Raw genomic sequence first — 25,879 nt, forward strand, 5'->3', positions numbered from 1 at the left:
CAGCCCTTTGGAAAACTCGGATCCCAAGTGATATAGAAATGGCGGCACGCCATACAATTCACCCGTTTCGGTTTCTTACCCATTTCATCGGTTCGAGATTTTCCAATCAATTGGGGATTCCCCCATTTCCACCAGCAATTGATTTGTTTTGGAAAAAGGTTTGGTGCCAAAGAAACCACGGGAAGCCGACAGCGGACTTGGATGTACGGACTTAATGATTTTATGGCGGGTTTCATCAATCAAAGGGATTTTGGTTTGAGCAGGTTTTCCCCACAGGATGAATACAACCGGTTTCGGACGGTCATTCAATAGGCGAATCACTTGATTCGTAAAGATTTCCCATCCTTTTCCGCGGTGTGAGTGGGCCTCTCCCTCACGAACAGTCATGACGGTATTCAATAGAAGCACTCCCTGTTTTGCCCATTCGACTAGGTAACCATTATTCGGAACCTCATAGCCTAAATCGGTGTGTAACTCTTTAAAAATATTTCTTAAAGAGGGTGGGATGCGAACTTCCGGCTTAACTGAAAAACTAAGGCCATGCGCTTGACCAGGGCCATGGTAAGGGTCCTGTCCAAGGATGACAACCTTTACCCCTTCATAAGGAGTATAGTGAAGCGCATTAAAAATATCGTCCTGATCAGGATGAATGACTTGCTGGCTGTACTCTTGCTTTATAAATCCCCTTAGCTCCTGGTAATATTCTTTTTTGAATTCCTCTTTCAATTGAGGCCACCAATCATTTGTCAATAACTGCTTTTCCATCTGCCACAGCCCCTTTCCACTTTTTGAAACTATATTATATCAAACTTAATCGCCTTGCCTTTTCCATAGATTACGATTTATGTTTCTATATACCCCAAAAGTGGGAAAATAGAAAGTTAGCAAGCAATTTAACCATGTTGGAGGATTCCCTATGAAAAAATGGTACAAAAGAAAACGATTTTATCTGCTTGTCAGCATTTTGATCGTCATTGCAATCGTAATCGTCTATAACAGCTACAAGCCTCTCCCCGATGGTATTTCTTATGAAGGAAAAGTTCATCATGTCGAGGATATCGATTTCATCTATGACCTCTCCTACCACGATGAACAAGGGAATCTGCAACATGAGCAGCGAATTTTCCAAACTATAAATCAAGCGATAGAAGAGGCTGATTCTTATATCGTAATCGATATGTTTTTGTTTAATGCTTTTTACGATGAAAAGATAAACTTCCCGAAGTTAACCGAGACCCTGAAGGATAATCTGGTGAAACAGAAGAAAAGGAAACCTCATCTCCAGGTTATATTCATTACAGATGAAGTGAATACTTCCTATAATGCCTACCAATTAGAGGCATTGGAAACGATGAAGAAAAATGGAATTGATGTCATTGTTACCAACTTAGACCGCCTCCGGGATCCGAATCCTCTCTATTCAGGTGTGTATCGGACCTTTTTCCAATGGTTCGGTGAAAGCGGAAAAGGCTGGATTGTGAATCCAATGGCCAAAAGCGCGCCAAAGGTCACCTTGCGTTCTTATCTTAGACTGATGAATATCAAAGCCAATCACAGAAAAGTGGTCGCTACTGAAAAAACGGCCATCATCTCATCTGCCAATCCTCATGACGCAAGTGGATTCCATTCCAATATCGCGTTCCAGATGGATGGGAATATCATCGGCGATCTTCTTAAATCCGAAGAAGCCGCTTCGAAATTCTCGGGAGGACCAAAAACATTTCCTCAGTTCAAAGGGACATCGGCAGTTAAAGGACCGATATCGGTACAACTGCTAACGGAAGGAAAAATCAATAAACATGTCCTTAAGGCAATTAAGGATGCAAAAAAGGGTGACAAGATCCATCTTGCCATGTTCTACATTGCCGATCGCGAGGTTGTCGAGGCATTAACGGATGCAGCTGAACGGGGTGTGAAGATTCAAATGATATTGGATCCGAATCAAAACGCTTTCGGAAGTGAGAAAATCGGGCTTCCCAATCTTCCGGTTGCGGCCGAATTCGAAAAACTGGGGGATGAAAACATCTCGATTCGTTGGTACAAAACAGATAAAGAACAGTTCCATACAAAGTTGATGATGATCCAGAAGGCTAATGAAACGGTTATCCTTGGAGGATCGGCTAATTATACCTCCCGCAATCTAGATGACTATAATCTTGAAGCGAATGTTGAAATCCATGCTCCAAATGATGCGGATGTTTCCAAGGACGTCGATAGCTATTTTCAAAGACTCTGGACAAATCAAAATGGAACATACACGGTGGATTACAGTGAATACCAGAAAAAACTGCCTGTCTTTAAATACTTGACCTACCGCATTCAGAAGGTGTTCCGCTTCACCACTTACTAAAATTTTCTTCCATATAAATGTTTATCAGTGCCCATATGAGGTTATATACTACTATAGCCAAACAGCATCTGTAATAAGCAAGATTCCATTTACCTATATTCAAGAGAATCTCACTAAAATTCAAGGAGGAGTTTATATGTATCAAGTACATGTAGTAGAAAACGGTTTACAAGCAAAGGAAAAAATCGATGAATTAGTTACATCAGGTTATACGAAAGATGATGTATATTTGTTTGCCCATGATAAAACCCGTTCAAAACACCTTACCGAGAATACCAATACAGAAGGTGTAGGCATGAAGGAACAAGGTTTCCTTGATACCGTCGGAAATCTCTTTAAATCACGCGGAGATGAACTTCGTAACCGAATGAGCAACCTTGGCCTTAGTGATATGGAGGCAGAACGTTACGAGGAAGTGCTTGATGAAGGAAAGGTAGTCATCGTTGCTTCCAAACAAGATAATAAAGACGGGGTTACACACTAATACCCTATAACCATTACCCTATATGGATTCATAAAAAAACGAGGCCCCAAAACTGTGGCCTCGTTTTTTTATAATCTTATCCCAGAATTCTTTGGTACGTGGCCTTTGCATGGACCATGTCCTTCGTACCGTGAATCAACGCCCGTCCATCCTTGAAAATGACGATACGCTCCCCAGCTTTTTCACAAGAGAGAAGAAATGGATTGAATTTCACCAAATAGCCGCTGCCATCCAGATCCTTGGCTAGTTTCTCAAGTTGCAGTTTCAACGGTTTTGGCGGTCTTACCTGTACAGTATCCCTCCCGCAAAGAACAGCCGTTTTCGTTGCATTTTCCATTGTTAAAAAGGGGTATGTCCTCTGCTCTCCGCATGAGAGACAATCTTTCTTTTTCGCCTTTGTCAATTTAACGGTTTGGTATTGATTTCTCCACAGATCGAAAGAAACAAGGGCAGGCCGTACCGATTCCCAATCTTCAACAAGGATTTTCAAAGCTTCGGCAGTTTGGTGGGCCACTACCATCGTTACAGCCGGTGATATGATTCCTCCTGTGTCACAGGTCATACCTTGAATGGGGATTGCTTTAAGCAAACAGTGCAAACATGGAGTCTGTCCGGGAAGGATCGTCAAAGTCATGCCAACACTCCCCACACATGCCCCATAAATCCACGGTATATGAAGCTTTTGTGATAAATCATTAATGATCATCCGTGTCTCAAAGTTATCGGTTGCATCCAATATCAAATCAACATCACCAAGCAGCTGTTCGAGGTTCTGGGCAGTTGCGTCCATGATGATGGCATTCACTTCAACTTCATGATTGATATCAAATAAATGACGCTTTGCCGCTTCTGCTTTTGGCAGTTTCTCCTCGACATCCCGTTCCGTATACAATTGTTGGCGCTGTAAATTACTGGTCTCGACATAATCCCTGTCGACAATGGTAAGCTTTCCTACTCCTGCCCGAGTAAGGGCCTCGGCATTAGCAGATCCCAAAGCCCCTGCACCAAGAAGCAAGACATGCTTCTTCATAATTTTCAATTGGCCCCCTTCACCAATGGGGGCGAATAAAGTCTGCCTTGAAAATCGCTCTTTCACCGTGAACCCTCCCTTCCCAATGCTTTAGCCTCCACTTACTGGCGGAATGAAAGCTACGGTATCCCCATCAGATAGAATCGTGTCATCATCGGCAAATTCTTCATTGACCGCCGTCATCACGGTTTCTAGACCTTCCAATTGAAAATCCACCTTCATTTTTCCTTTTAGCTCCGCCACACTCATTCCATTTCCTTCTATAGAAAGAGTCTCTTTGCCTAGCTCATCTTTCAATTGGGCAAATAAAAGTACATTAATCATCAATATCCCCCTCTTCCGGTTTCCCAGATGGATATGAAACGGTTTCCAACTGGTTTCCTACCCATGTCTCCCCATCTTCCCAGTGTTCTTTTTTCCAAATCGGGACAATTTCTTTAATTCTTTCAATCGCATACCTATTTGCCTCATATGCATCATTTCGGTGTGGCGTACTAACGGCAATAACGACTGCGATATCCGTGATTTCAAGTTTTCCTACACGATGGGTGATCGCCGTTTCTGCATCAGGCCAACGCTCCTTGATCTCCGATCCGATTTGCTCCAATTTCTTGATGGCCATCGGTTCATACGCTTCGTATATTAAGAAGAGAGTCTTTTTTCCTTTCGTCATTTCCCTAACCGTACCAATAAAGGTCGTGACGGCACCTGCATTTCGACTGACTACTTTATCAATCACTTCCTGGATGACAATCGGCTCTTTTGAAATATTATAATTCATGTCTACCATCCTTTATATATAATTCAGTTTGATCAATATAACCTGCCTCTTGATAATCTTCCATCGTATTCATATTGAAAAAAAGGTATTGAAAATGTTCAGGATTCTCGCGATATAACGTAAAGTCGGTTTCTTTCATGATTTTCACCGAAATCTTTTCCAAAAATAGACTCATTTTCAATTCATGTTTTAATAAACAGTCCGTCAGTACAGGAAGACACCTTTTATGGTAAACAGCAAAAAGCGGCTGGAGCCTGCCATTTATTTCTGGAATGACAGCATCGAATTGAGGTTCATAATGGGAAATGATATCCTTTATGGCATCAGCATTCACAAACGGCATATCACAGGCTGCAAGGAACTGAAGCTCCGTTTCCGATGAGGTCAACCCTGCATGCAATCCGCCAAGAGGTCCTTGATCTTTATGTAAATCCGGAATGAGCGGCAGCTGCAGAAAACGATATTCTTCAAAAGTATTCGTAATGACCATAATGTTTTCTGACACCTTTTTCAATTCGGATGCCACTCTTGAAATGTTCACGACGCCACCTATGGTCAACAGGGCCTTATTCACGCCCATACGGCTTGATTTCCCGCCAGCTAAAAGCAACATGGTCCATTCCATAGAAATCACCCTCCCTTTTTTGGGTTTAATCCAGCATCGAACGGTAAAGCTGTACTAAATGTATGTATCCACTATATTTAAATATTTTAAATCAACTTTGACAATAATGACACTTTCACAAACTTTGCTTTGTATATCAAAAGATGGAAAGTAGGATCAAAAGCTAAAAATCAGGCCACCCACCCATTTTATATTCTTATTTCCAGGTCCGAAAAATGACACATGCGTGGCCATTCGATTACCTTTCTTAAGGTACTCATATTAAGGTGAAAACTAAGTTTTACATAAAAGAAATTTTGGTATATTCTAAAAATAGGATATTAACTGGTATGCTGATAATATCGATATCTAATTCTCCTGAGGAGGTCACATAATGACTATGAAAAGAGCTATGACAGTTGCCGGATCGGATTCGAGCGGCGGTGCCGGTCTTCAAGCGGATTTAAAGACATTCCAAGAATTCGGCATTTACGGTATGTCCGCATTAACGACAATCGTGACGATGGATCCAAAGAATGGCTGGTCGCATAATGTATTCCCTACACCGGTCGAGGTTTTGGAAGCCCAAATCGAAACGATTCTATCAATCGGCATTGATGCAATGAAAACGGGAATGCTTGGATCAGTGGAAATCATTGAACTTGTTGCCCGTAAAATAGACGAGTTGAAGCTGGACAAGGTCGTAATCGATCCAGTCATGGTATGTAAAGGTGAAGATGAAGTATTGCACCCTGAAACGGCTGTAGCTCTGCGCGAACTGCTTGTTCCACGTGCAACTGTAGTCACGCCAAACCTGTTCGAGGCCGCTCAGTTAGCGGGCACTGCGCCTATCAAGACGATTGACGATATGAGGGCTGCAGCCGAAAAGATTCATGCACTTGGTGCAAAATTTGTCTTGATCAAAGGCGGTAATAAGCTGGATCATGATAAAGCCATTGACCTTTTATATGATGGAACTGAATTTGAAATCCTTGAATCAGAAAAAATCGAAACGACCAATACACATGGTGCCGGCTGTTCATCTTCAGCAGCCATTGCGGCTCAATTGGCTGAAGGGAAAAGCCCGCGTGAGGCTATCCTCATTGCTAAAGACTTCATCACCGAGGCCGTTCGCCATTCTTGGAAGATGAATGACTATGTTGGACCTGTCAATCATGGTGCATACCATAAATATGGAATCGCTGAAAAAACACAAAAATAAAACATCAAGTTTAAAGGCCGCTCAAATTCATCGAGCGGCCTTTTTCGCTTTTTTTGTTTTTATTTAGTAAAATAGAAAGAAGGAAAAGCTTATCTAGCCGCCCAGTTAAGGAGGAAATTATAGAATGAAACCTATAGACCGTACAGAGGTGCAAAATGCCATTGATTCTTTCGCAGGACAAGATGTATATCTTCACCTTGAAACGACAAATGGTGCCTATGCCACTCATGTAGATGAAGCTTTCTTTTCGGCAGGTGCTTATATTCGTAATGCTCTTATACAGTATGAACATGGGAAGATAGTTGGGGATGGACCCTACCGCATCGGCTTGAAGCTCAATATTGGCTGGGTATATGCAGAAGGCGTTAACCACTTCGAAATGGATGAACAAGGAAGATTGCTATTGGCAGGCCTTGATTTTTCCGGAAAGCTTGCTGTCTCCATGCAGCTCAGTCCCACTCCTTTTGAATGATGACAACTTGCATGATATATATCATATAATTCCGATGAAAACTCCCATTTACCGATAACCATACTCACTGTAAGTAGAACGGAAGGAGAAATATACTTTGGAAAAAGAACGCCATGTATTAGTTATATTCCCACATCCCGATGATGAAGCCTTCTCGGTTTCCGGAACGCTTGCCCTTCATAGAGAAGCGGGCACTCCTGTCACCTATTTATGCTTAACATTAGGAGAAATGGGCCGTAATTTAGGAAACCCTCCATTTGCAACAAGGGAATCGCTCCCTAAAATTCGTAAAAAGGAATTAATCGATGCAGCAAATGCGATTGGCATCCAAGATTTACGCATGCTTGGATTGCGTGATAAGACCATTGAATTCGAAGATGATGAAAAGCTGACTTCATTATTTACCGATGCCATCAATGAATTGAATCCTTCATTGATCATTACGTTTTACCCAGGATACAGTGTCCATCCAGACCATGAAGCGACAGCACGGGCTGTGGTGCGGGCCGTTGAAAGAATGGAAGCGAAAGAGAGGCCTAAACTCCATTGTGTCGCCTTCTCGAATAACTGCATTGACGAATTAGGGCAACCTGACATCATTCATGATATCTCTGCCGTCGAAGAAAAAAAGGTAGCCACATTCACTGCCCACCGTTCGCAAACTCAGGCAATGGTGATCGATTGGAAAGAAAAATTCGAAAATCAGGATGCCGATTTTCTAGACTGGATCCGCAAAGAACGATTATGGACCTATAAATTTTAATAAACCGCCAATATGGCGGTTTTCTTTGTTTATGGCATAAAAAAACGCCTGTGGGATACAGGCGGAGAAAAGGGGGATACTTTGGAAAATCAATCATTATATAAGCATCCCCAAAATTCTTCATTTTATACAATCATATTCAAAAAATCAGGCAGACAAGCGTTCATCATGCTGCATTTTCACTCTTGCCGAGGCTTTTTTTCCATGCGCCAAGTAATAAATGCCAATAAGTATGAACGCAAAGATCGACATTCCTATGAATAACCCTTTGAACCCTGTATATGGAATTAAGAATCCCAATAGGAATGGGCCCACACCAATACCGAAGTCATACATGGTAAAAAACGTGGATGTGGCTAAACCCATCCGATTTGAGGGGGCTTCCTTGATGGAAATCGCTTGACTGCTTGATTGGAACGTACCATACCCCACTCCGATAAAGGCGCCGGCAATCAGAAGCGTGATCCCATGATGGGATTGGCTCAGGATGACCATACCGACAGCAAATAGCAAGAGCGATGGGTAAATAACTGCATTTTCCCCCTTCACATCAAACATCCGGCCTGTAAACGGACGGGACGCCAAAAGGAATACAGCAAATACGACAAAGAAAAAGCTCGCCGCATCCATTAAATCCATTTCCTTTGCAAAAGACGTTAAATAGGACAAGATGCTCGAATAGGTAAATCCGGCAAATCCGATAAAAATGGAAATGGGCAGTGCCCTTTTTTCAAAGTAATCACTGATTTTAAAACCTTTTTGTGGTGAAGCTCCAACCTTTTCCCCTTCAGGCACATTCATGAATAACGATGCAACTAAAGAAAACGCGGCAAATAAGGAGGCTGCATAGAAAATGATGGAATAACTGAAATGCTGTGTTATCAGCAATCCAATAAACGGACCGAAAGCCATTGCCAAGTTTGTACTCATGGCAAAGTAACCTGTGCCTTCCCCGCGTCTTTCATTCGGAATGATATCTGCAGCAATCGTTCCAGTTGCCGTAGTGGCAAGGCCAAAAGCAAAACCGTGAATAAGCCGATCAATCAATAAAAGGGATAAACCATTCACCAGGAAATAGCCAATGGATGCAATCAGGAATAGCACTAACGATCCAAGCAACATCTTTCTGCGGCCGATCTTGTCAATTTTTTTCCCTGCAATCGGTCTGACAAGCACAGCACCGAGTACAAAAATACTCGAAGCAAGCCCTGCTTGTGCTTGCGACGCATGAAAGTTATCCATCGTGTAAATGGTCAATGTCACCATCAAAACATAAAAAGTTAAAAATAGAAAAAAGTTTGCAGACGAGACAATCAGAAAGTCTTTCGTCCACAATTTCGGTTTGTGATTCATTTCAATCCTTCTTCCTTACTATTGTTTTAATTTCTCCTTCAGGAAAATCAACGTACGTAACGTTGCCTCCCGATCCTCTTCAGCCAAACCGCTCATTAATTGAAGTTCAAATTCTTCAACTACCTTTTTGGCCTCTTGATAAGTCCTTAAACCTGACTCCGTCAACTGTATTCTCCGTTCCCGTTTATCTTTTCCTGGGACTTGTTCAATCAACTCAAGTTCTTCCAAGCGGTTTACCGTCCTGGTTACCGTCGGTTTCTCCACATCTAAATAAGTGCTTATTTCAACAAGCGTAGAACAGCCAAACTGACTCAGATAATATACAATCGACCATTGGGAATGATAAAGATCAACCTTGGCCAATTGTTCATTTAACTTTTTGGTAAATGACCTTGAAAATTGTAAGTTATGATGAAAAAAACCATTTTGAAAGGACAAAAGTATTCCTCCTGAAAATTAGTTACCTAGGTAACTATACACCTATTCAATAAAAATGTCTAGCCCTCGGATGAACGAAAATAATCGTAGACACACTGTTTCCTAAGCTTCTCCATCGCTTCCGGGACAAAATTCAGGAGGTTCATGTTTTTTATTCGAGGTGTCGAAAGAAATACTGTGGATTGGAGCGAATACTCCGTGAGTTTCGCGCTTTTACTCGTGAATTCGGGGCATTTACTCCTGAATTTCAAACTTTTACTCGTGAATTCGGGGCATTTACTCGTGAATTTCAAACTTTTACTCGTGAATTTGGGACATTTACTCGTGAGTTTCACGCTTTTACTCGTGAGTTTGGGACATTTACTCGTGAGTTTTCACGCTTTTACTCGTGAGTTTGGGCGTTACTCGTGAGTTTCACGCTTTTACTCGTGAATTTGGGATATTTACTCGTGAGTTTCACGTTTTTACTCGTGAATTTGGGGCATTTACTCGTGAGTTTACGGGCATAAACCAAAAAGGAAACCCCGCTATTAGAGAGGTTTCCGATTATATGCTTCTTTTCTTCTCATTGATAACATCAAGGCAAATTTAACCGAGATAGCGGCAAACGATAAAGCTTATCATCCTTTTCATCAGGATTTCCTCGGCCGTCCGTATTGTTGCTTATGAAATAAAGAAATTCTTCATCAACTAATACATCGCGTATCCTTCCTGAGCCCGTAATGATATTAGTCAGTTTTCCGCTTTTTACATCATAACTCTTAAGCGCTTCGCCCCTTAAGGCTGCAAAATAGAGCTTTCCGTCAAAATAGGCCATGCCAGAAGGAGCCCATGTATTTTCACCGGAATGAATCAATGGTTTTACCATATCAGCTTTTTGCTCATCGCCCTGTATCTCTGGCCATCCATAGTTCTTACCCGGATCCATTTTATTTATTTCATCGTGAGCCGAATCTCCGTGCTCACTTTCATACAACTGTCCTGCTTCATCCCAAGCAAGGCCTTGTGGATTGCGGTGACCGTATGAATAGATGTATGAATTCGCGAAAGGATTATCGTTCGGAATGGTGCCATCCAGGTTCATGCGCAGAATTTTCCCGCCTAAAGAACCTGTGTCCTGTGCGATCTCAGCCCTTCTTGCATCACCTGTCGTTGCATACAGCTTATCATCCGGACCAATCTTGATCCTGCCGCCATGGTGGAAGTCCCCGCTTGGTATTCCGTCGATTAAGGTCTCCATCTCCTGCCACTCATCATCATTTTTCTCTAAAATGACGATTCGATTGATGGAATTCCCCCCCTCTTCATACGTATAATAGGCGAAAGCTTGCCCACTGTTAGAAAAATCGGGAGCTAATAAAAATCCAAGCAACCCCGCTTCCGCTTTAGATGACAATGTCTTTTTTAGATTGACCTTTTGCCGTGTCATCTTATCCTTGTCCCATTCGACGATGGTTCCCGTCCGCTCCGAAACATACATGGTGTCCCCATTCTTCTGAATCGACCATGGGGCATGCAGGTTCGTTACCAGCACATCCGGATCTTCGCCTAAAGTGCCCGTCACTTCCTTGTCAGGATTCGGCTCGGTTTTACTGTCATCATCATTCATGTTACAGCCAGTTAAAATCAATGCAGTCATAAGGAAAAATAAGAGCAATTTTTTCAAAAGTCTTTCCCCCTTCGATTCATGAGTTTAATAGGCTGACTGTTTAAGTACCTTTAAAATGGCCTCCGCGACACCGGATTCATCATTTCTGCCTGTTACTTCATCACACAGTCTTTTAATTTCGAGCGGGGCATTTCCCATAGCGACAGACAAACCTACCCGTTCAAACATGGATACATCATTATAATTATCCCCAATAGCCATCGTTTCCTGCATCGAGCCGGATTTTCCAATCACATATGTTTCAAGTGCCGTACCTTTTTGAGCTGTTTCACTCATGATTTCCACATTTTCACGTCCCGATGAAGTGACTGTAACTCCCTGTCCTTTCAATTTCGAAGCAATTTCATTTAATAAATTTAAATCCTTTGAGAAGCTGAGAATTTTAAAATATTCCTCATTCGAACGGCTGAATAACTCGGAATAATCGGAAATGGAAGTTACCTGTCCAAGCTGTAAACGCTGCTCCGCAAATTTCCGCATATTCTCAGGGTCAATGTCCGGATTGGCTGTAACGAATACATCAACCAAAACAGATATTGCGTTTTCATAGTCTTTAGAATAAATTCCCTGACTCGTATATATTTCGAAATAAATCCCTTGTTCTTCGAGGAATCCAGCAACCATTTTAGCAGTGGCAGCTGACATTGGATTGGAAGCGGCAATATTTCCGTCCTCCGTGAAGAGGGCAGCACCATTTACACAGATGACAGGGCAAACGATGCCTGCTTCATCTAAAGCGAACCTTGCTTCCACATAAGATCTTCCAGTAGCAATGATCACTTCCACTCCCTCGCTTTGCGCCTTTTGGATAGCGTGTTTATTTTCCTCACTGACCTTTTGCATTTTGTTTAACAATGTTCCGTCCATATCAATCGCAATCGTCTTTATCAATTCAACCGGCTCCTTTTTTTCAATATAATCCCTATTTTAACCGAAAGGACGTGGATAAACACGTTTAACAAACCCGTATCTATTCTTGTGTGACTTCCGTCATTAAAAAATCGTCTTATGTACATAAATAAACTGCACCTAATTAAAATAGGTGCAGTTTATTTTCTTAATGCAAAATCGTTTGGCTATCGACATCTTGTGCCCGTTCAATGATCTGTTCTTGGATGTCTCTTTGAATGTCATCGATGGCTGTAAAGTCCATTGCTTTTACATAAATCTTTTCAAGTTCGTCATGCAGCTCTTTCGCCTTAGCCAGACTTGCTGTCGCTTCATTCATTTTTGTCCGGTACCTGGTGGAAACATCCTTTATCTGATCGGCATAAATTTCATCTGTTCCAGGCAGGATCGCCGTTTTATATATATCTATGATTTCATCACCTTCACAACTCGGGAAATATTCATGCGGTGATGTGCTGTCAAATATGGCGATCCCTACCTCCCGGACGATTACCATGTCCAAGCTATAAGGATCGAATCCGCAATGATATACTTCCACATCAAAGCCTCTTTGCTCCGCAGCTTTTGCAATCTTCTTCAGCATCGTTGATTTACCGGAACCTGGACGCCCCTTTAAAAAGTACCGTTTTTGTATTCCTTCAGTAATATTTGGGATGAAATCAACTGCACCTTTTGGTGTAGCTGCCCCTAAGAAACGGTGACGAACATCAGACTTCTTATTAAGGGTTATGTCTCTATAAAAGCCTTCTATCAATTTATTGGTCAACCCATTCAATTTAGCGAAATCAATATTTGCTTTATAGATGTCTTCCCATTCATCATGTATCTTCAATGCTTCAGCGAATAGGGCATATGCCTTCTCGAAACTCTTACTTCTCGCATTCGTCAATCTTATGATGGCCGCTCTTTCAGAAGCCAGCTGCTGGGAATTCCAGGCAGCCCCTAGATTGACATATTCCTCAATGGCCCCAGGTGCCTTCGGCTCAATCACATGCGGCGCGGTCCCATCCACGAGTCCGATTTTCAAAGCGGGAATGATCACTCCATCGATGGAATCATTATCGGACGAACAATGTAAATACTCGATGTCATAGTCTTTATCCAGCCATTCCTGGCCGATTTTTTTCATAATGGTCGATTTACCGGAACCAGGTCCGCCTTTTAATATGAATAATCTTTCCAGACCTGCCAAATTGGAATCATATAAACTATAAAAACCTTTAGCCGTATTGCCTCCTGCGAAATAATGCATCACTTTTCCTGTCACTTTCACACTCTCCCTCACAATACAGATGTGATCTTCAAGACAGCGTATGCAGAAAAGAACTAATAGGTGAATGCCTAAAGGTGGTTAACAGGCTATTTTATTAGGGCTGCGGATTCCGCTTGTGTGACCTCCAGGAATTCTGACGGTTTTAACACGATTTGTGTCCCGATTTTCCCCCCGCTTACGATGATTTCAGGCAGGTTTGCTGCGCTTTCATCGATAAATGTCGGGTATTGCTTTTTCATCCCGATCGGGGAACAGCCTCCCCGAATGTACCCTGTGTATTTTTGCAGATCTTTAACCGCAAGCATTTCAATCTTTTTTGCACCTGCGGCCTTCGCTGCTTTTTTCAAGTCCAGTTCGGTGGCTACAGGAATGACAAATACGTAAAGCTGCTGCGGTCCGTTATGGGTAACAAGCGTTTTAAAAACGGTTTCTGGCGCTTTTCCAATTTTGTCCGCAACAGTGATCCCATCGATTTTTCCGTCGCGGGCATCATAACTCATCATGCCATACTCTATACGTTTGTTATCAAGAATTCGCATTGCATTCGTTTTACTGGCTCCCATAGAAAATTCCCCTTATCGTTTTCTACCATCTTACCATTTTAATTACCAGGCAAAAAGAAAAGCACAGTGCCAAATGCATCTGTGCTTTCCCTGAAAATCATTCTAAATGACGTCTTTGGAAATCAGCAATTCTCTTGTAGTCGCCTTCCAATTGCCTGCTCACGGATAAATAAATCGACATTAATTCTTCATATACTTTAACGTTCTCTTCGATCGGGATAAGTTCATTCGTTTCACCAACCATACCTTCAACCTCATCAAGGCTTTGGATTTCGCCTAAAGCGTATAATCCAAGAACGGCCGCACCTAAGCTTGAACTCTCGAAGCTTTCAGGAATTGTCACGTTTTGATTGAATATATCAGCCATGATCTGGCGCCAGAGCTTTGAGCGGACAAATCCGCCGCTTGCATGAATCTTCTCGGGAGCACCCGTCAATTCCTTAACAGCAAGAAGGACACTGTACAAGTTATACATCACGCCCTCCAGCACTGCCCGGACCATATGGTCACGAGTGTGATGAAGCGCCAGTCCGAAGAAGGAGCCCCTTGCATCGGCACTCCATAATGGTGCCCGTTCCCCTGCCATATACGGGTGGAATATCAAACCATCAGAACCAGGTGCAATATTTGAAGCCATATCCGTCAGGATCTCATAGGAGTCCTGTCCCGAAGCCTTCGCTTTTTCGATTTCCACACGGCCCAACTGATCGCGTGCCCATCGGAAGGTGATTCCCCCATTGTTGACCGGTCCGCCGATTACCCAGTGATTCTCAGTAAGGGCATAGCAGAATGTCCTGCCTTTCGGATCGGTAAGCGGCCGGTCACTGACGGTTCTTACCGCACCGCTCGTTCCGATTGTCACTGCCAGAACGCCTGGCTTGATTGCGTTTTGCCCTAAGTTGGCAAGCACACCATCACTCGCGCCAATCACAAACGGGGTACGAGCCTGAATGTTCATTTTTGCAGCTAATTCCTCACTTAATCCTGAGAGGATATGCGTTGTAGGGACAAGCATCGGCAGCTTATCAGCCCCAATTCCAGCAATGGTGAGTGCCTCTTCATCCCACTTCAGGTCATTCATGTTGAACATGCCCGTTGCAGAAGCGAGTGAATAATCCATCACATACTCATTGAAAAATTTATAGATGATGTATTCTTTAATTCCTATAAATTTGTCCGTTTCGTTAAAAATCCCGGGATGCTCATTTTTTAACCACATTACTTTCGTGATTGGGGACATCGGGTGAATGGGTGTTCCGGTCCTGTGATACAATTGCATCCCCTGTTCCGAAGCCTTCAGTTTCTTCGCATAGGCAACACTTCGATTATCCGCCCATGTAATGCTATTTGTCAGCGGGCTGCCGTCTTTACCCATGGCGATCAAGCTATGCATCGCCGAACTGAACGATATGAAGCCCAGTTCTTGCTTTTCTATTCCGCTTGCAATCATAACCTCGCCTATAGCAATGATGACCGCTTTATAGATTTCTTCGGGATCCTGTTCCGCCACGGAAGGAGTTGGACTGTGCAGAGGATATCCCCTTGAACAAGATTGGACAACCTCCCCCCTTTTTGAAAAAAGAACAACCTTCGTACTCGTCGTGCCAATATCGATCCCCATCATATAACCTGAATGTTCCATATATACATCATGCTCCTTCCTCTTAAACAATTGAATTCAATAGTAAGATTAGGATAACGACTGATATAATCATTTCCATAACCGTTCAAGACAATAACGTTTGTGCGACTGTTAAATTAAATCTTTAGCGACATGGATTATAAGCAACGGCTTCATCCACCCCGTTTGTGATCAATACCATTTGAAATTCACCGCACGCCTCGGTAATCAAGATGATGGAGGCAGTTGCGACGAGGCAGACGGGCATGAATTGGTTTATTTCTTCTTTATTAAAACCTCTAGCGCATCCTAATGTAAAGAATGAAACGACCACAGAAATCATTAGGGCGATGATTGGTTTTCCAATGAAGGCATTCCAATCATTACATGTTGAATCTTCAGCAAACAAAGCACCGAAAGCCTCGATCAACAATAATAAGACCGGTATTGCCATCATCTTCCCACGAAATGTTATTAAACCGAAAATGAGTGCCATCTAACTAAGAGTATTACCTCCCCCTATCTGAACAGCATCTGCAACATCCGGAATATCCATACCTGCGATAATCGCTAAAATGACGGAAGCATAAAGTAACCCAATAAATGGGGAGATTTTGCTTTGGCTATGATAACGATCAAGAGCAAACCATTGTTATGGCTAACAAACAATAAAAGTAAGATTAAATGAAAAAAGCATCGAATCAGTTCCTTTGTGAACCCAACTCGATACCTGATTCAGTCATGGGAATCATTCTCCAATGAAAAGAGGACCGGATATATGCTTGATTTCTTTCTCCAGATGTTCAGGATAGGCAATGAGGAAGCAGGTGGATGGTCCTGATGATTTTTCGATATCGACTTTATCACTTATATGCACAGAAACACCTTCACCACTTTGATCGAGGTGCTTCCATTCATATGCTATCCCTTTTGAGCCGATTGGAAGTGCCTGAACGTCTTCCATTTCACATAGGCTTTTATATAAAGATAATGGCGCGACCCAATCTTGCTGTTCCATTACTTCTTCTCCGACGAGCGGCCTGCCGATCAAAGCGATTTTCCGTGAAGGATGCTGCTTTTTAACACGTTCATTCAATCGCTTACCAATCACCATAAGACCAAGTGCTGATTGAAGAAGCGGCATGTTACTTTCTGTGCTGCCAGTAATGGGAAGGTCCTCCATTCCCAATTCACCCAGCCCCTTTTTGACACCCCTGGTCAAGTTTTCCCAGGCTTCATCACCGCAGAAATTATTTAGAACGACGGATACGGGTCTTCCGCCAATGCTTAAACACTCCATGACGGCAACCCGAAAGGAATAATAGCCAACGACCTCATAAGGAACATGGACGAGGTCCATCTCCTTCAGCCCGATACCGCCGCTATTATCACTAGAAACAATCAATGAATCTGATTCGGAAAATGGCAAAATCAACGAATCACTCATTCTACGAGTCCATCTTTAAAAATCATTTTTTTCAAAACAGGCTCCAAGCGTGGCAGTAAAAGGGCAGCCAAAACTACATTTACCGCCGTCGCTGCCGTTAATCCCGGCACCAATAATGTGTAAAAACCAGGGCTGATCAGAAATGCGAAAGGCAGGGCTAAAACGAAGGCATTACCGATAAAGAAGAGGAAAAATGCGCCTACTTTTTTTCCGTGTATATATAAAATGCCAAACATCCATGCCAAGACTGCCATTTCGACCATGATCAAAAAGTGGAATGGCCCAAGCGGCATGCCGCCGATGAACGCTGAAATGATATGGCCAAGCCCAGCTACTATAGCCCCCGAAACCGGGCCAAGTATGACAGCCGCCAAAAGGGCCGGAAAGCTATCCAATGCGATGCTCCCGATCGGGGAAGGGATTTTAATCATTGCCCCTACCGCCGATAAGGCAATGAATATAGCGATTGCACTAATTTTTCTTACGTCCATGTTTACTCTTTTTCCTTTCTTTTCCCTCCACGGAATACATTTGCGCTGCGGATATATTCCACATCTTTCACTCCAAGACGGAAATTGATCACACGTGCAACAGCAAAGAAGTAATCCGACAAACGATTTAAGTATTGAAGTGATAATGGTGAAACAGCCGCACCCGACTTGATCAATGAAACGACCAATCGTTCTGCCCTTCTTGTAACGGTTCTGGCAATATGAATGGTTGCAGCCGCTTTTGAGCCGCCAGGCAGGATGAACTTTTCCAGTTCCGGCGCTTCAAGTATGAAGGCATCTATTCGTTCTTCCAAATAGGTAATGGCCTCATCCGTCAGCTTTTGTGGGGCTTTCTCGGAAACGGTTGCCAAATCTCCGCCGCAGTCAAATAACTCATGCTGGATTTTCTCTAGATCGGCCAGTATATCCGTAAATATCGCAGGATCCAATTCAGTCACCGCAAGACCGATATAGCTATTCACTTCATCCACCGTTCCATATGATTCAACACGGATGTCATCCTTATCAAGCCGGCCTCCGATTACGCTTGTTTGTCCCTTATCCCCTGTACGTGTATAGATTTTCATCCCAATTGCCTCCTCTACTTTATTCGCTGGTTAATTCCATACCAGATGATATCAACTCGCTTTGATATGGATGCTACATCTTGAAAGACCCATCCGCAGGCATCGCGCCATCTGCGATCTTTTGCTTCGATCGGGACAATGCCTTTGGAAATATCAGAACCGATCACAATGCAATTGTGTTCATCTCTTTCATTCTCCCATATTCGCCAATCAGCCATGATTTCCTTCCATCTTTTTCGAATCGAGTCTGAATCCATCTTTTCTGCATCTTGTTGAATCCATGCGTCCAACCCTTGCAATACAACTGTCCTGCCTTGGAAATCAATCAATTCCGGCTGTTCTTTTCGATAACCGGAAAGCCAAAGGACATCATTTTCCATACCATACAATTGCTTTACCCATTTGGTTTTGCCATTATAGGCGCCTCCTGTAACAAAGTGCAGCGTTCTCCCCTCCTTATGCTGTTCCGGTCTTCCCATATCAGCTCATATCCCCTGCCATGGGAAATTCCCCAATCAAAAAAAGACTTTTCCCGCGGGGCATAGCGGACCAATAAATCACGAATTACCCCTCCATGCGTCATTAGGGCAAATCGGTTCTCCTTACAGGCAATCAATTGTTTCCAGCCATTATTCACACGTTCGGAAAATGCCGGATAACTTTCACCCCCAGGCACCAGTGCCTCCATGGGACGTTCCAGCCAATTAAGATAATCTCCATCTGTCTTCAACTCATGATACGTCCGCCCTTCCCAATTGCCGAAGTTCATCTCACGGAACGAAGCGTTTTTGACCGGAACTGCATTCGGAAACAGAAGTCGTACAGTTTCCACACAGCGGGGCAAATCACTGCTGTGAATTTTTTCATACTGTGGGTAAGAACCCCTTAAGTCCAGTATTTCCTTTTCTCCTTCGATACTTAATGGAGAATCCGTCCAGCCTAAATAGGCCTTTCGTTCATTTGCCACTGTCAGCCCATGGCGAAGTAGTGTAATAGCCACAATATCAGCCATAACCAAAGCTCAACCCCTTCCACGGATGCCCCCAGTACATCCCCCGTTATCCCACCGAACCAACTGACGATTTTACGTTTTATATAAACCAGGAAAAACACCGCAGCCAGACACATGACGAAAAATAAGGTGACAAGCTTAAAATCGATGACCCAGGCAAACGCCAGACTTACAAGGATGTACAGCCAATAAATGGGCAAACTGCTTTTCGTTACTGCACTTTGAAAAAAAGCACCGAGCCCCTCTTTTTTAGCGAGCGGCATCCGGATGAGTAAATAACCCATCACACATTTGCTTAAGAGCGGAAGGGCTATGATCAAGAAGTATGTCCATTCATTTACCATTTGGACAATTTCATAGATAAATAGAAACCGGGCAGCCAACAGGACTATGACGGAAATGACACCGAATGCACCTGTCCTGGAATCCTTCATGATTTCCAAACGCCTATTCTTATCCTGATAGGAAAAAAAAGCATCACTTGCATCAATCCAGCCATCAAGATGCAAACCACCCGTTAACGCCATCGTTAAAAACCAAAGGAAAAAGGCAATCGCAAGCGATGACAATGGGGTCCATTCCACTAGTGCATATAAAACGCCGCCCAATATCAAGCCTAGCAAAAGACCTACTAATGGAAAGGTCTGAATGGCACGGTGAATATATTTCTTCTCCATCGGAAGCTGCTTCTTTATTGGAAAGACCGTAAAGAACTGCAGGTTAATTAAAAATCCGATCACTCCGCTCATTCCTCCATGCACCCTTTCTTCCGCAATGGAATTCCCGCTTCCACTTGATAGGCTTCATCGGCCTGCCTGACGATCGTTTGATGAAGCAGGCCCAGTGTTTTTCCGTATATATGGAGGAAATCATCCTGGAAAATCGGTTCCTGTACCAATTCATTGCTCACGACTATTAAACAGCTGGATTGTTTTCTTATCTCATTGATCCCGGTTATTATTTTTGAAAAAACACTATTTAAGAATTCTTCTTCAAGCGGAATGCCAGGGCCAAATAGCTCGTTATCAAGCAGGGTTGTCAGACAATCAAGCAGAATGATGGATTCATGATCAATGTCAGCCCCTATTCTTGTAATATCCGTTGCGTATTCAGAGGTCTTCCAAGCAATCGGGCTGCTTTCTCTATCTTTACGATGCCTAAGGATGCGTTCACCCATTTCAACATCACTGACACGGCCGCAGGCGAGGTAATGCAAGTTCCCATTCGTTTGGAGCGCAAACTCCAGTGCTTTTCTTTCTGCAAAGCTGCTTTTTCCTGAACGGACACCCCCGGTTATAAAACAGAGCCTTGCTTTCTCCACTGTCTTACCCCCTCCATCAGTGCTTCGTTATCATGTTCACCCTTCACTGCAAACCGAAGCCACACTCCGTCCAAACCCGGAAAATTATAGGTATGGCGCGGTACGATTCCTTTTTTTAGCAAAAAGGGGAAAAGGGAGAGAGATTCATCCTTCACCAAATAGAAATTAACTGTGCTAGCGGAGACATTCAACCCTTGCTCCTCATAAAACCGGAATAGTTTTTGCTTTTGCCATGCAATATAGTCTCTTGTTTTTCTCATATAGGCTTCTTCCGCAAGACAGATTTTCCCCACTTCAAGCGCCACGTGGTTGACGCTCCAATGCGGCTTATAGTTTCTTACCCGTTTTATGATGTCAGGTGCCGCAAGCAAGTAGCCTAGTCTCAAACCCGGGATTGCAAAGATTTTAGTCATTGATCTAAGAATGAGTAAATGTGGAAATACATGGATTAAAGAAGCATAACTAAAGGCATCTTCCGTAAAATCATAAAAAGCCTCATCCAAGACTACCAGGCAATCCGCTTTTTGGCATTCCATGATCAATTCCCTGACTGCATCCCGATTAAATGAAACACCCGTCGGATTATTAGGCGTACATAAGAAAATTGCATCATATTCGGGTAATCGCGGAATCAATCGCTCCAAGTCCAATTGCCACTCAGGAGCATCAAGCTGGTGAAAATCAACCTTACATCCTGCTGCCAAACAAGCTTCAGCATATTCCGCAAATGCCGGCTGAATGATCAGCACCCTTTGATTGGCTAATCCGTTCGCTATCAGCATAATTATTTCAGCACCACCGTTCCCCACCAAAACGGATTGCTCAGGAAGAGCTTCTTTTTTTGCAATGGATTTTGTCAGTTCAATGGCATGCGGATCTGGGTACTGAAGGATTCCTTCGAAAAACCCAGACCACTGTTCCTTTATGCGTGAAGGCGGACCCAATGGGTTGATGTTAGCACTGAAGTCGAGAACCGCTTCAGGCATCTTGATTTTCAGCGCTTCATAAAGATAATGAGGATTAGAGCCATGAGAAGGTAATGTCAAGTATAAGCCCCCCTAGCCATAGCATCAGCAGAAATAGAAAAGATGACCGATGCATGATGGTAATCGTTTTTGGTATATGTTTTGCTTCCAATCGAACAAGCGGAACTCCCATCCTCGCACGGTCGGAAACAATTCCTTTGTACATATTACGGCCTCCAAGCTGTATTCCCAAAATCGCAGCAACGCCTGCTTCACACCACCCGCTATTCGGGCTTGGATGTTTTTTTGCGTCATTGAATAATATTTTCCATCTGGAACCAAATCCATGATAGCGGGATTTTGAGCTCAGTAACATCAGGTAACCGGTGAGGCGGCTGGGAATCCAATTCACAATATCATCGAGCTTGGCTGAAGCCCAGCCGAATTTCCCATATTTGTCATTTTTGTACCCTACCATGGAATCGCATGTATTAATTGCCCTGTACACCATAGCGAGCGGCGCACCGCCAATAGCTGCCCAAAACATGGGGGCCGTAATCCCATCACTGGTATTTTCCGCTACAGTTTCCACGGTGCCCCTGACGATTTCGGATTCATCAAGATCCGCCGTATCACGGCCCACGATATAGGAAAGCTTTAGCCTCGCTTCAGGAAAATCGCGTTCATTAAGCGGAAGGCAAACATCCATCCCAGCTTGCTTCAAGCCCTTCTGAGCTATCGTAGTAGAAATGACAGCAGCTTCCCAAAGGATACCTGCAAGCGGATGGATTAGATAAGCCAAATAGACGGTAAGACCCGTAATCAATAACACCGCCGATAAGACGATGATCAGCATGAAGAGTCCATTCCGTTTCTTATATGCCCCTCTATTGAATGCCAGATCCAGCTTGCTTATCATCGTTCCTATCCATTTGACCGGATGCGGCCAATTTGGCGGATCACCGATTAATAGATCAAGGAAAAATGCCAGCGTAACCGCAAAAAGATGATGATAGATCATAAATCCTCAATCCGTTTCCGATTATTCTTTAATGCTTCCACTGTACAATCATATACGCCGCGACTGATCAGCTTCCCTAACGGAGTGATGGTGCCTGCATATTGAAGCTTTGCCCCTCTTTGAGCAGCCGCAATCAAAATGCTGTCAGTCGATGTTCCTGTTGCACATGTATTTGTCACCCGATCCAGTACATGCAAATCATGAAGCGCTTTTACTTTTGCCTCGGTCGCAGTAACGATACTGTGAATGAAAGCCTCTTCTGCCAAATGTCCATTTACGAATATCCATGTATTGATCGTTCCCGGAGCGGAACTCCAAGAATGCCGGTCAGCTAAAGAAGCGTCGATGGCATTCCCTACACCAGCCGTCACGATAATGAAAACAGAGAAATCTTCAGCTCTTAAAAGCTTGAAAGCAACCGTATCGAGAAAGACAGCTGTCATCATCCCTACCGTCTCCTGAGGTTCAAAACCATGAGTTCTTAAATAATCGGCCATTTCAACATGATGATCCTCGCAATCATAGCCATGATGGACGTGCCTATTCACAAAATGTTTATGCCAGCCCGTCCCCGAACCAGTCACTCCGGAAGACATCGTTCTAAGCGGGATCGGAGAATCCAATTGAATCATCTCAGGTCCGACTGTCAGATAAGATTCATCGATTTCCAATGAGATAGTATCATGGACATGCTTTTCCGGAACGATGAACATCTGCGGTTTCGGAAGGGCGGGATGTGGATGTTTTTCGATCGTCGTATGATATACACCCTGAATCCGTTCCTGCTGGAGCACTTCATTCGGCACATCAACAACCTGAATTTTCCCTTTCTCAAGCAACATCAGCCGATCACAATATAACCCAGCCAAATTCAGGTCATGGAAAATTGAAATAACGGTCAAATTCTGCTCTTTTGCCATTTTCCTCATTAAATCAAGAAGGTCTTTTTGATAGGAAAGATCCAAGTGATTCGTAGGTTCATCCAAAAAAAGGATTTCAGGCTCTTGGGCAAGTGCCTGTGCCAGCAGGACCCGCTGCCTCTCCCCTCCTGATAATCGTTCAAAATGCAGATCCTGAAAATCGGCTACGCCCGTTTGTTCCATAACCCGTTGGACAATCGCTTCATCTTCTGCGGACCAACTATGGAACCAACCTGATTGATGAGCATATCGCCCAAGTGAGACCGTCTCTTTTACTGTATAGGAGAAAGCTAATGAGGAATGTTGAGGGAGCACAGCAATGACCTGTGCAAGTTGTTTTGACGAATACTCCTTCAAATCCCTCCCTCTTATCCGTACGCTTCCGCCCTTATAATCGAGCACCCCGCTAAGCATACCTAAAAGCGTGGTTTTTCCGCTGCCATTAGGACCAAGAATCCCGAATAATTCTCCTTTATGTACATCAAAAGAGACAGAGTCCAAAACAGCTTTGTTGTCATACCCACCTGTTAACCCTTTAACTTCAAGCATTCGTTTTTACCCTTCTCTCCGTCTCTTTAATAAAATCAGCGCAAATGCAGGTGCCCCGATAAGTGAGGTGATCACCCCGATCGGCAGTTCCGATGGGGCAATGACCGTCCGTGCTACAAAGTCAGCCAAAATTAGAAATCCGCTTCCTATCAGCAATGACAGCGGTAGCAAATGTTTATGGTCAGGTCCCCATAACTTTCGGACAAAATGAGGAATGACCAATCCTACAAAGCCAATCGCCCCTGAAACGGCAACCGCTGCCCCTGTCAAAGTCGAACCGGCTATCAAGATCCACATTTTCCGCCGCTTAACATTCACACCTAAGTGTTTTGCCCGGTCTTCCCCGAAAGTCATCGCATTCAATTCGCTTGTATTCATGATCAAGATCAACGAACCAAGAATAAAAAACGGCAAAATGATAGCAATATAATTCCATCCGCGCATTGAAACGCTTCCCATCAGCCAGCCGATGATTTGTCTTAATTCATCACCCGTCAGCGCAATCATCAATGAAATGAATGCACTTAAAAACGAGCTGAAAATGATTCCCGTTAAAATGATCGTTTCCACTTTCATGGATCGATCCATTTTTTTTGCAAAAGTCAATACGCAGAGCATCGTGAGCACCGAGCATAAGATGCTCAATGCCGGAAGAGTGTATAAACCGATGAACGGCAGTGATATATTCAAGAATATTGTCAATACGGCGCCGACCGATGCTCCTGATGAAATGCCTAATGTGTAAGGATCAGCGAGCGGGTTCCGGAGCAGCCCCTGAAATGCCGCGCCCGCAATCGCAAGCGATGCCCCGACCAAACCCGCAAGCAACACACGCGGCAAGCGGATGTTCATCACGATATTCGTCAGCATCACATCCGGATCAGCAGAAATCGGCAAATGAAAGATCTCCTTGCCGATTATTTGTAAAAGTACGGGAATCGGTACTGACACCGAACCAAAGGAAATGCCTATCGTCATTGCGAATAACAAAATTAACAACGCAATCAAATAAGCAACCGTCCATTTAGTTGTCAAATAGGTTCGGATAGACTTTTTTGGCAAGTTCCTCTACTCCCTCTATCAAGCGTGGACCTGAACGGGTCACCAAGTCTGAATGGACATCAAAGACTTGGCCATTCTTAATGGCATTTACATCTTGCCATCCTTTTCGGCCCTTCACTTCACTTACTGCGTCTTTCGTATAATAACCATATGTTGTAATGATGACATCCGGATTTGCAGCAATCATCGACTCTTCATCAATTTTTGCCCAACCGTCCAAATCAGCAGCAGCATTATCCGCTGAAATAATTTGAAGCATCTCATTCATGAACGTATTTTTTCCCGGTGTGTATATTTCCGGTGACGGCGAAACTTCCACTAAAACAGTCTTCCTATCCTCTTCCTTTACGGATTTGGCTTTTTCCTCGATATCCTTGAGCTTCGTTTTCATATCGGAAACGATTTCGTTTGCCTTATCATGTTCACCCGTTGCCTTTCCAATCATTTCAATAGACTCATAGACTTGGTCAAAGCTTTGTGCATCATTGACTACGAGGACATCTATTCCAGCATCCTTAAGCTGCTGTAAACCCTCATTCGAATTATGGGCACTTGATGCATGGGCAAGAACAAGGTCAGGCTTCATGGAGACAATCAGCTCCGTGTTCATTTCCATTCCGCCGACTTTTTCTATATCTTTCGTTTCTTCCGGGTAATTATCATTGTCGGAAACACCAATGACCTTTTTACCCAAACCAAGTGCAAAGACCACTTCCGTATTACTTGGTATCAATGAAACGATTTTCTTCGGTTTTTGTTCTATCGTTACTTTTTCCCCAGTTGCATCTTTAATCGTAATCGGGAAAGCTTCGTGTTGAGCATGATTCGTTTGCTGCTTTTCTTTTCCTTCATCAGTAGTGTCACTGCAGCCGACCATCATGCCTGCAACAAGCAACATCAACAGTATCAGACCAAAAATTTTCTTCATTTTCATTCCCCACAATCTTTTTATTTAATTTCTTTCCACCTAAT

General features: G+C 43.4%; 32 protein-coding genes. 6 read left to right on the top strand and 26 right to left on the bottom strand.

The annotated features are described in order from the left end of the window. Nucleotides 1–84 precede the first annotated feature (84 nt). Complete coding sequence (locus tag MPH60_RS20275) at nucleotides 85–765, bottom strand: uracil-DNA glycosylase (protein WP_241589586.1); 681 nt, start codon at nucleotides 763–765, stop codon at nucleotides 85–87. 151 nt (nucleotides 766–916) lie between these two features. Between MPH60_RS20275 and MPH60_RS20280 the strand changes: the two genes are divergently transcribed. Both MPH60_RS20280 and MPH60_RS20285 read left to right on the top strand, forming a co-directional pair. Continuing rightward, nucleotides 917–2,350, top strand: coding sequence for a phospholipase D family protein (locus MPH60_RS20280; RefSeq protein WP_241589585.1), 1,434 nt, complete (start codon nucleotides 917–919; stop codon nucleotides 2,348–2,350). Nucleotides 2,351–2,486: 136 nt separating this feature from the next. Further along, nucleotides 2,487–2,834, top strand: coding sequence for a general stress protein (locus MPH60_RS20285; RefSeq protein WP_053536921.1), 348 nt, complete (start codon nucleotides 2,487–2,489; stop codon nucleotides 2,832–2,834). A gap of 76 nt (nucleotides 2,835–2,910) precedes the next feature. Here MPH60_RS20285 and MPH60_RS20290 read toward each other — a convergent pair whose 3' ends face one another. Genes MPH60_RS20290 through mobA form a run of 4 tightly spaced genes read right to left on the bottom strand, consistent with a single transcriptional unit; the run spans nucleotide 2,911 to nucleotide 5,270 of the window. Next, nucleotides 2,911–3,930: a MoeB/ThiF family adenylyltransferase gene (locus MPH60_RS20290; protein ID WP_241589584.1), complete on the bottom strand. Its 1,020-nt coding sequence runs from the start codon at nucleotides 3,928–3,930 to the stop codon at nucleotides 2,911–2,913. 24 nt (nucleotides 3,931–3,954) lie between these two features. Then, entirely contained in the window at nucleotides 3,955–4,188 is a 234-nt protein-coding gene (gene moaD / locus MPH60_RS20295) for a molybdopterin converting factor subunit 1 (RefSeq protein WP_241589583.1), read from the bottom strand. After that, nucleotides 4,181–4,645, bottom strand: coding sequence for a molybdenum cofactor biosynthesis protein MoaE (locus MPH60_RS20300; RefSeq protein ID WP_241589582.1), 465 nt, complete (start codon nucleotides 4,643–4,645; stop codon nucleotides 4,181–4,183). Before MPH60_RS20300 ends, moaD begins: the two co-directional genes overlap by 8 nt. Continuing rightward, nucleotides 4,635–5,270, bottom strand: coding sequence for a molybdenum cofactor guanylyltransferase (mobA, locus tag MPH60_RS20305; RefSeq protein WP_241589581.1), 636 nt, complete (start codon nucleotides 5,268–5,270; stop codon nucleotides 4,635–4,637). Before mobA ends, MPH60_RS20300 begins: the two co-directional genes overlap by 11 nt. Nucleotides 5,271–5,643: 373 nt before the next feature. Here mobA and pdxK point away from each other — a divergent pair, with 373 nt between their 5' ends. The 3 genes from pdxK to bshB2 all read left to right on the top strand — a co-directional run bounded on the left by pdxK (nucleotide 5,644) and on the right by bshB2 (nucleotide 7,706). Beyond that, nucleotides 5,644–6,471: a pyridoxine/pyridoxal/pyridoxamine kinase gene (pdxK, locus tag MPH60_RS20310; RefSeq protein ID WP_241589580.1), complete on the top strand. Its 828-nt coding sequence runs from the start codon at nucleotides 5,644–5,646 to the stop codon at nucleotides 6,469–6,471. A gap of 124 nt (nucleotides 6,472–6,595) precedes the next feature. After that, complete coding sequence (locus MPH60_RS20315; protein ID WP_096339115.1) at nucleotides 6,596–6,943, top strand: YojF family protein; 348 nt, start codon at nucleotides 6,596–6,598, stop codon at nucleotides 6,941–6,943. Between the two features lie 97 nt (nucleotides 6,944–7,040). Next, nucleotides 7,041–7,706 (top strand): bacillithiol biosynthesis deacetylase BshB2, encoded by a 666-nt coding sequence (gene bshB2 / locus MPH60_RS20320; RefSeq protein ID WP_101223880.1) that lies wholly within the window; start codon nucleotides 7,041–7,043, stop codon nucleotides 7,704–7,706. Nucleotides 7,707–7,853: 147 nt separating this feature from the next. Here the strand turns inward: bshB2 and MPH60_RS20325 are convergent, their stop codons facing one another. Both MPH60_RS20325 and MPH60_RS20330 read right to left on the bottom strand, forming a co-directional pair. Then, entirely contained in the window at nucleotides 7,854–9,059 is a 1,206-nt protein-coding gene (locus MPH60_RS20325) for an MFS transporter (RefSeq protein WP_241589579.1), read from the bottom strand. A gap of 18 nt (nucleotides 9,060–9,077) precedes the next feature. After that, complete coding sequence (locus MPH60_RS20330) at nucleotides 9,078–9,497, bottom strand: MarR family winged helix-turn-helix transcriptional regulator (RefSeq protein WP_053536927.1); 420 nt, start codon at nucleotides 9,495–9,497, stop codon at nucleotides 9,078–9,080. A gap of 144 nt (nucleotides 9,498–9,641) precedes the next feature. Between MPH60_RS20330 and MPH60_RS20335 the strand changes: the two genes are divergently transcribed. After that, nucleotides 9,642–9,908: a hypothetical protein gene (locus MPH60_RS20335; RefSeq protein ID WP_241589578.1), complete on the top strand. Its 267-nt coding sequence runs from the start codon at nucleotides 9,642–9,644 to the stop codon at nucleotides 9,906–9,908. Between the two features lie 166 nt (nucleotides 9,909–10,074). Here MPH60_RS20335 and MPH60_RS20340 read toward each other — a convergent pair whose 3' ends face one another. The 19 genes from MPH60_RS20340 to MPH60_RS20425 all read right to left on the bottom strand — a co-directional run bounded on the left by MPH60_RS20340 (nucleotide 10,075) and on the right by MPH60_RS20425 (nucleotide 25,841). Beyond that, on the bottom strand, nucleotides 10,075–11,163 hold the full coding sequence (locus MPH60_RS20340; protein ID WP_241589577.1) for a PQQ-dependent sugar dehydrogenase: 1,089 nt from the start codon (nucleotides 11,161–11,163) through the stop codon (nucleotides 10,075–10,077). 27 nt (nucleotides 11,164–11,190) lie between these two features. Beyond that, complete coding sequence (locus tag MPH60_RS20345; RefSeq protein ID WP_241589576.1) at nucleotides 11,191–12,057, bottom strand: Cof-type HAD-IIB family hydrolase; 867 nt, start codon at nucleotides 12,055–12,057, stop codon at nucleotides 11,191–11,193. Nucleotides 12,058–12,223: 166 nt separating this feature from the next. Continuing rightward, the gene (locus tag MPH60_RS20350) at nucleotides 12,224–13,342 is read right to left on the bottom strand and encodes a PRK06851 family protein (protein WP_241589575.1); all 1,119 of its coding nucleotides are present in this window, start codon (nucleotides 13,340–13,342) and stop codon (nucleotides 12,224–12,226) included. Between the two features lie 92 nt (nucleotides 13,343–13,434). After that, entirely contained in the window at nucleotides 13,435–13,911 is a 477-nt protein-coding gene (gene ybaK, locus MPH60_RS20355) for a Cys-tRNA(Pro) deacylase (RefSeq protein WP_101223884.1), read from the bottom strand. A 97-nt stretch (nucleotides 13,912–14,008) separates the two neighbouring features. Further along, nucleotides 14,009–15,553: a gluconokinase gene (gene gntK / locus MPH60_RS20360; RefSeq protein ID WP_241589574.1), complete on the bottom strand. Its 1,545-nt coding sequence runs from the start codon at nucleotides 15,551–15,553 to the stop codon at nucleotides 14,009–14,011. A 124-nt stretch (nucleotides 15,554–15,677) separates the two neighbouring features. Continuing rightward, complete coding sequence (locus MPH60_RS20365) at nucleotides 15,678–15,989, bottom strand: GntP family permease (RefSeq protein ID WP_241589573.1); 312 nt, start codon at nucleotides 15,987–15,989, stop codon at nucleotides 15,678–15,680. Between the two features lie 39 nt (nucleotides 15,990–16,028). Continuing rightward, nucleotides 16,029–16,145 (bottom strand): GntT/GntP/DsdX family permease, encoded by a 117-nt coding sequence (locus MPH60_RS27990; protein WP_405390657.1) that lies wholly within the window; start codon nucleotides 16,143–16,145, stop codon nucleotides 16,029–16,031. Nucleotides 16,146–16,280: 135 nt separating this feature from the next. After that, nucleotides 16,281–16,979: an ATP-binding protein gene (locus MPH60_RS20370; protein WP_241589572.1), complete on the bottom strand. Its 699-nt coding sequence runs from the start codon at nucleotides 16,977–16,979 to the stop codon at nucleotides 16,281–16,283. Next, nucleotides 16,976–17,470: an ECF transporter S component gene (locus MPH60_RS20375; RefSeq protein WP_241589571.1), complete on the bottom strand. Its 495-nt coding sequence runs from the start codon at nucleotides 17,468–17,470 to the stop codon at nucleotides 16,976–16,978. The genes MPH60_RS20370 and MPH60_RS20375 overlap by 4 nt, the downstream gene beginning before the upstream one ends. Before the next feature lie 2 nt (nucleotides 17,471–17,472). Then, nucleotides 17,473–18,057: a cob(I)yrinic acid a,c-diamide adenosyltransferase gene (locus tag MPH60_RS20380; RefSeq protein WP_241589569.1), complete on the bottom strand. Its 585-nt coding sequence runs from the start codon at nucleotides 18,055–18,057 to the stop codon at nucleotides 17,473–17,475. Between the two features lie 14 nt (nucleotides 18,058–18,071). After that, nucleotides 18,072–18,536, bottom strand: a complete 465-nt coding sequence (locus tag MPH60_RS20385) for a bifunctional adenosylcobinamide kinase/adenosylcobinamide-phosphate guanylyltransferase (protein ID WP_241615860.1) — start codon at nucleotides 18,534–18,536, stop codon at nucleotides 18,072–18,074. After that, nucleotides 18,452–19,069, bottom strand: a complete 618-nt coding sequence (locus MPH60_RS20390) for a histidine phosphatase family protein (protein WP_241589568.1) — start codon at nucleotides 19,067–19,069, stop codon at nucleotides 18,452–18,454. The genes MPH60_RS20385 and MPH60_RS20390 overlap by 85 nt, the downstream gene beginning before the upstream one ends. Beyond that, nucleotides 19,027–19,818 (bottom strand): adenosylcobinamide-GDP ribazoletransferase, encoded by a 792-nt coding sequence (cobS, locus tag MPH60_RS20395; protein WP_241589567.1) that lies wholly within the window; start codon nucleotides 19,816–19,818, stop codon nucleotides 19,027–19,029. The genes MPH60_RS20390 and cobS overlap by 43 nt, the downstream gene beginning before the upstream one ends. After that, on the bottom strand, nucleotides 19,815–20,390 hold the full coding sequence (locus MPH60_RS20400) for a bifunctional adenosylcobinamide kinase/adenosylcobinamide-phosphate guanylyltransferase (protein WP_241589566.1): 576 nt from the start codon (nucleotides 20,388–20,390) through the stop codon (nucleotides 19,815–19,817). Before MPH60_RS20400 ends, cobS begins: the two co-directional genes overlap by 4 nt. Beyond that, complete coding sequence (gene cobD / locus MPH60_RS20405) at nucleotides 20,363–21,436, bottom strand: threonine-phosphate decarboxylase CobD (RefSeq protein ID WP_241589564.1); 1,074 nt, start codon at nucleotides 21,434–21,436, stop codon at nucleotides 20,363–20,365. Before cobD ends, MPH60_RS20400 begins: the two co-directional genes overlap by 28 nt. After that, nucleotides 21,411–22,376, bottom strand: coding sequence for an adenosylcobinamide-phosphate synthase CbiB (gene cbiB / locus MPH60_RS20410; RefSeq protein ID WP_241589563.1), 966 nt, complete (start codon nucleotides 22,374–22,376; stop codon nucleotides 21,411–21,413). Before cbiB ends, cobD begins: the two co-directional genes overlap by 26 nt. After that, nucleotides 22,373–23,845, bottom strand: coding sequence for a heme ABC transporter ATP-binding protein (locus MPH60_RS20415; protein ID WP_241589562.1), 1,473 nt, complete (start codon nucleotides 23,843–23,845; stop codon nucleotides 22,373–22,375). Before MPH60_RS20415 ends, cbiB begins: the two co-directional genes overlap by 4 nt. Nucleotides 23,846–23,851: 6 nt before the next feature. Next, complete coding sequence (locus tag MPH60_RS20420; protein ID WP_241589561.1) at nucleotides 23,852–24,907, bottom strand: FecCD family ABC transporter permease; 1,056 nt, start codon at nucleotides 24,905–24,907, stop codon at nucleotides 23,852–23,854. Next, nucleotides 24,870–25,841 carry an ABC transporter substrate-binding protein gene (locus tag MPH60_RS20425; protein ID WP_405390513.1) on the bottom strand — a complete coding sequence of 324 codons (972 nt, stop codon included), beginning with the start codon at nucleotides 25,839–25,841 and terminating at the stop codon, nucleotides 24,870–24,872. Before MPH60_RS20425 ends, MPH60_RS20420 begins: the two co-directional genes overlap by 38 nt. Nucleotides 25,842–25,879: the final 38 nt, after the last annotated feature.

Source organism: Peribacillus sp. Aquil_B1 (genome assembly GCF_022603275.1).
Taxonomy (GTDB): Bacteria; Bacillota; Bacilli; order Bacillales; family DSM-1321; genus Peribacillus.

Excerpts from the sequence above, each read along its gene's own strand:
- MPH60_RS20275 (WP_241589586.1), bottom strand. The coding sequence starts at position 765 with ATGGAAAAGCAGTTATTGACAAATGATTGGTGGCCTCAATTGAAAGAG.
- MPH60_RS20280 (WP_241589585.1), top strand. The coding sequence starts at position 917 with ATGAAAAAATGGTACAAAAGAAAACGATTTTATCTGCTTGTCAGCATT.
- MPH60_RS20285 (WP_053536921.1), top strand. The coding sequence starts at position 2,487 with ATGTATCAAGTACATGTAGTAGAAAACGGTTTACAAGCAAAGGAAAAA.
- moaD (WP_241589583.1), bottom strand. The coding sequence starts at position 4,188 with ATGATTAATGTACTTTTATTTGCCCAATTGAAAGATGAGCTAGGCAAA.
- MPH60_RS20300 (WP_241589582.1), bottom strand. The coding sequence starts at position 4,645 with ATGAATTATAATATTTCAAAAGAGCCGATTGTCATCCAGGAAGTGATT.
- mobA (WP_241589581.1), bottom strand. The coding sequence starts at position 5,270 with ATGGAATGGACCATGTTGCTTTTAGCTGGCGGGAAATCAAGCCGTATG.
- pdxK (WP_241589580.1), top strand. The coding sequence starts at position 5,644 with ATGACTATGAAAAGAGCTATGACAGTTGCCGGATCGGATTCGAGCGGC.
- MPH60_RS20315 (WP_096339115.1), top strand. The coding sequence starts at position 6,596 with ATGAAACCTATAGACCGTACAGAGGTGCAAAATGCCATTGATTCTTTC.
- MPH60_RS20325 (WP_241589579.1), bottom strand. The coding sequence starts at position 9,059 with ATGAATCACAAACCGAAATTGTGGACGAAAGACTTTCTGATTGTCTCG.
- MPH60_RS20335 (WP_241589578.1), top strand. The coding sequence starts at position 9,642 with ATGTTTTTTATTCGAGGTGTCGAAAGAAATACTGTGGATTGGAGCGAA.
- ybaK (WP_101223884.1), bottom strand. The coding sequence starts at position 13,911 with ATGGGAGCCAGTAAAACGAATGCAATGCGAATTCTTGATAACAAACGT.
- gntK (WP_241589574.1), bottom strand. The coding sequence starts at position 15,553 with ATGGAACATTCAGGTTATATGATGGGGATCGATATTGGCACGACGAGT.
- MPH60_RS20365 (WP_241589573.1), bottom strand. The coding sequence starts at position 15,989 with ATGATGGCAATACCGGTCTTATTATTGTTGATCGAGGCTTTCGGTGCT.
- MPH60_RS20370 (WP_241589572.1), bottom strand. The coding sequence starts at position 16,979 with ATGAGTGATTCGTTGATTTTGCCATTTTCCGAATCAGATTCATTGATT.
- MPH60_RS20375 (WP_241589571.1), bottom strand. The coding sequence starts at position 17,470 with ATGGACGTAAGAAAAATTAGTGCAATCGCTATATTCATTGCCTTATCG.
- MPH60_RS20380 (WP_241589569.1), bottom strand. The coding sequence starts at position 18,057 with ATGAAAATCTATACACGTACAGGGGATAAGGGACAAACAAGCGTAATC.
- MPH60_RS20385 (WP_241615860.1), bottom strand. The coding sequence starts at position 18,536 with ATGGGAAGACCGGAACAGCATAAGGAGGGGAGAACGCTGCACTTTGTT.
- MPH60_RS20390 (WP_241589568.1), bottom strand. The coding sequence starts at position 19,069 with ATGGCTGATATTGTGGCTATTACACTACTTCGCCATGGGCTGACAGTG.
- cobS (WP_241589567.1), bottom strand. The coding sequence starts at position 19,818 with ATGAGCGGAGTGATCGGATTTTTAATTAACCTGCAGTTCTTTACGGTC.
- cbiB (WP_241589563.1), bottom strand. The coding sequence starts at position 22,376 with ATGATCTATCATCATCTTTTTGCGGTTACGCTGGCATTTTTCCTTGAT.
- MPH60_RS20415 (WP_241589562.1), bottom strand. The coding sequence starts at position 23,845 with ATGCTTGAAGTTAAAGGGTTAACAGGTGGGTATGACAACAAAGCTGTT.
- MPH60_RS20425 (WP_405390513.1), bottom strand. The coding sequence starts at position 25,841 with ATGAAAATGAAGAAAATTTTTGGTCTGATACTGTTGATGTTGCTTGTT.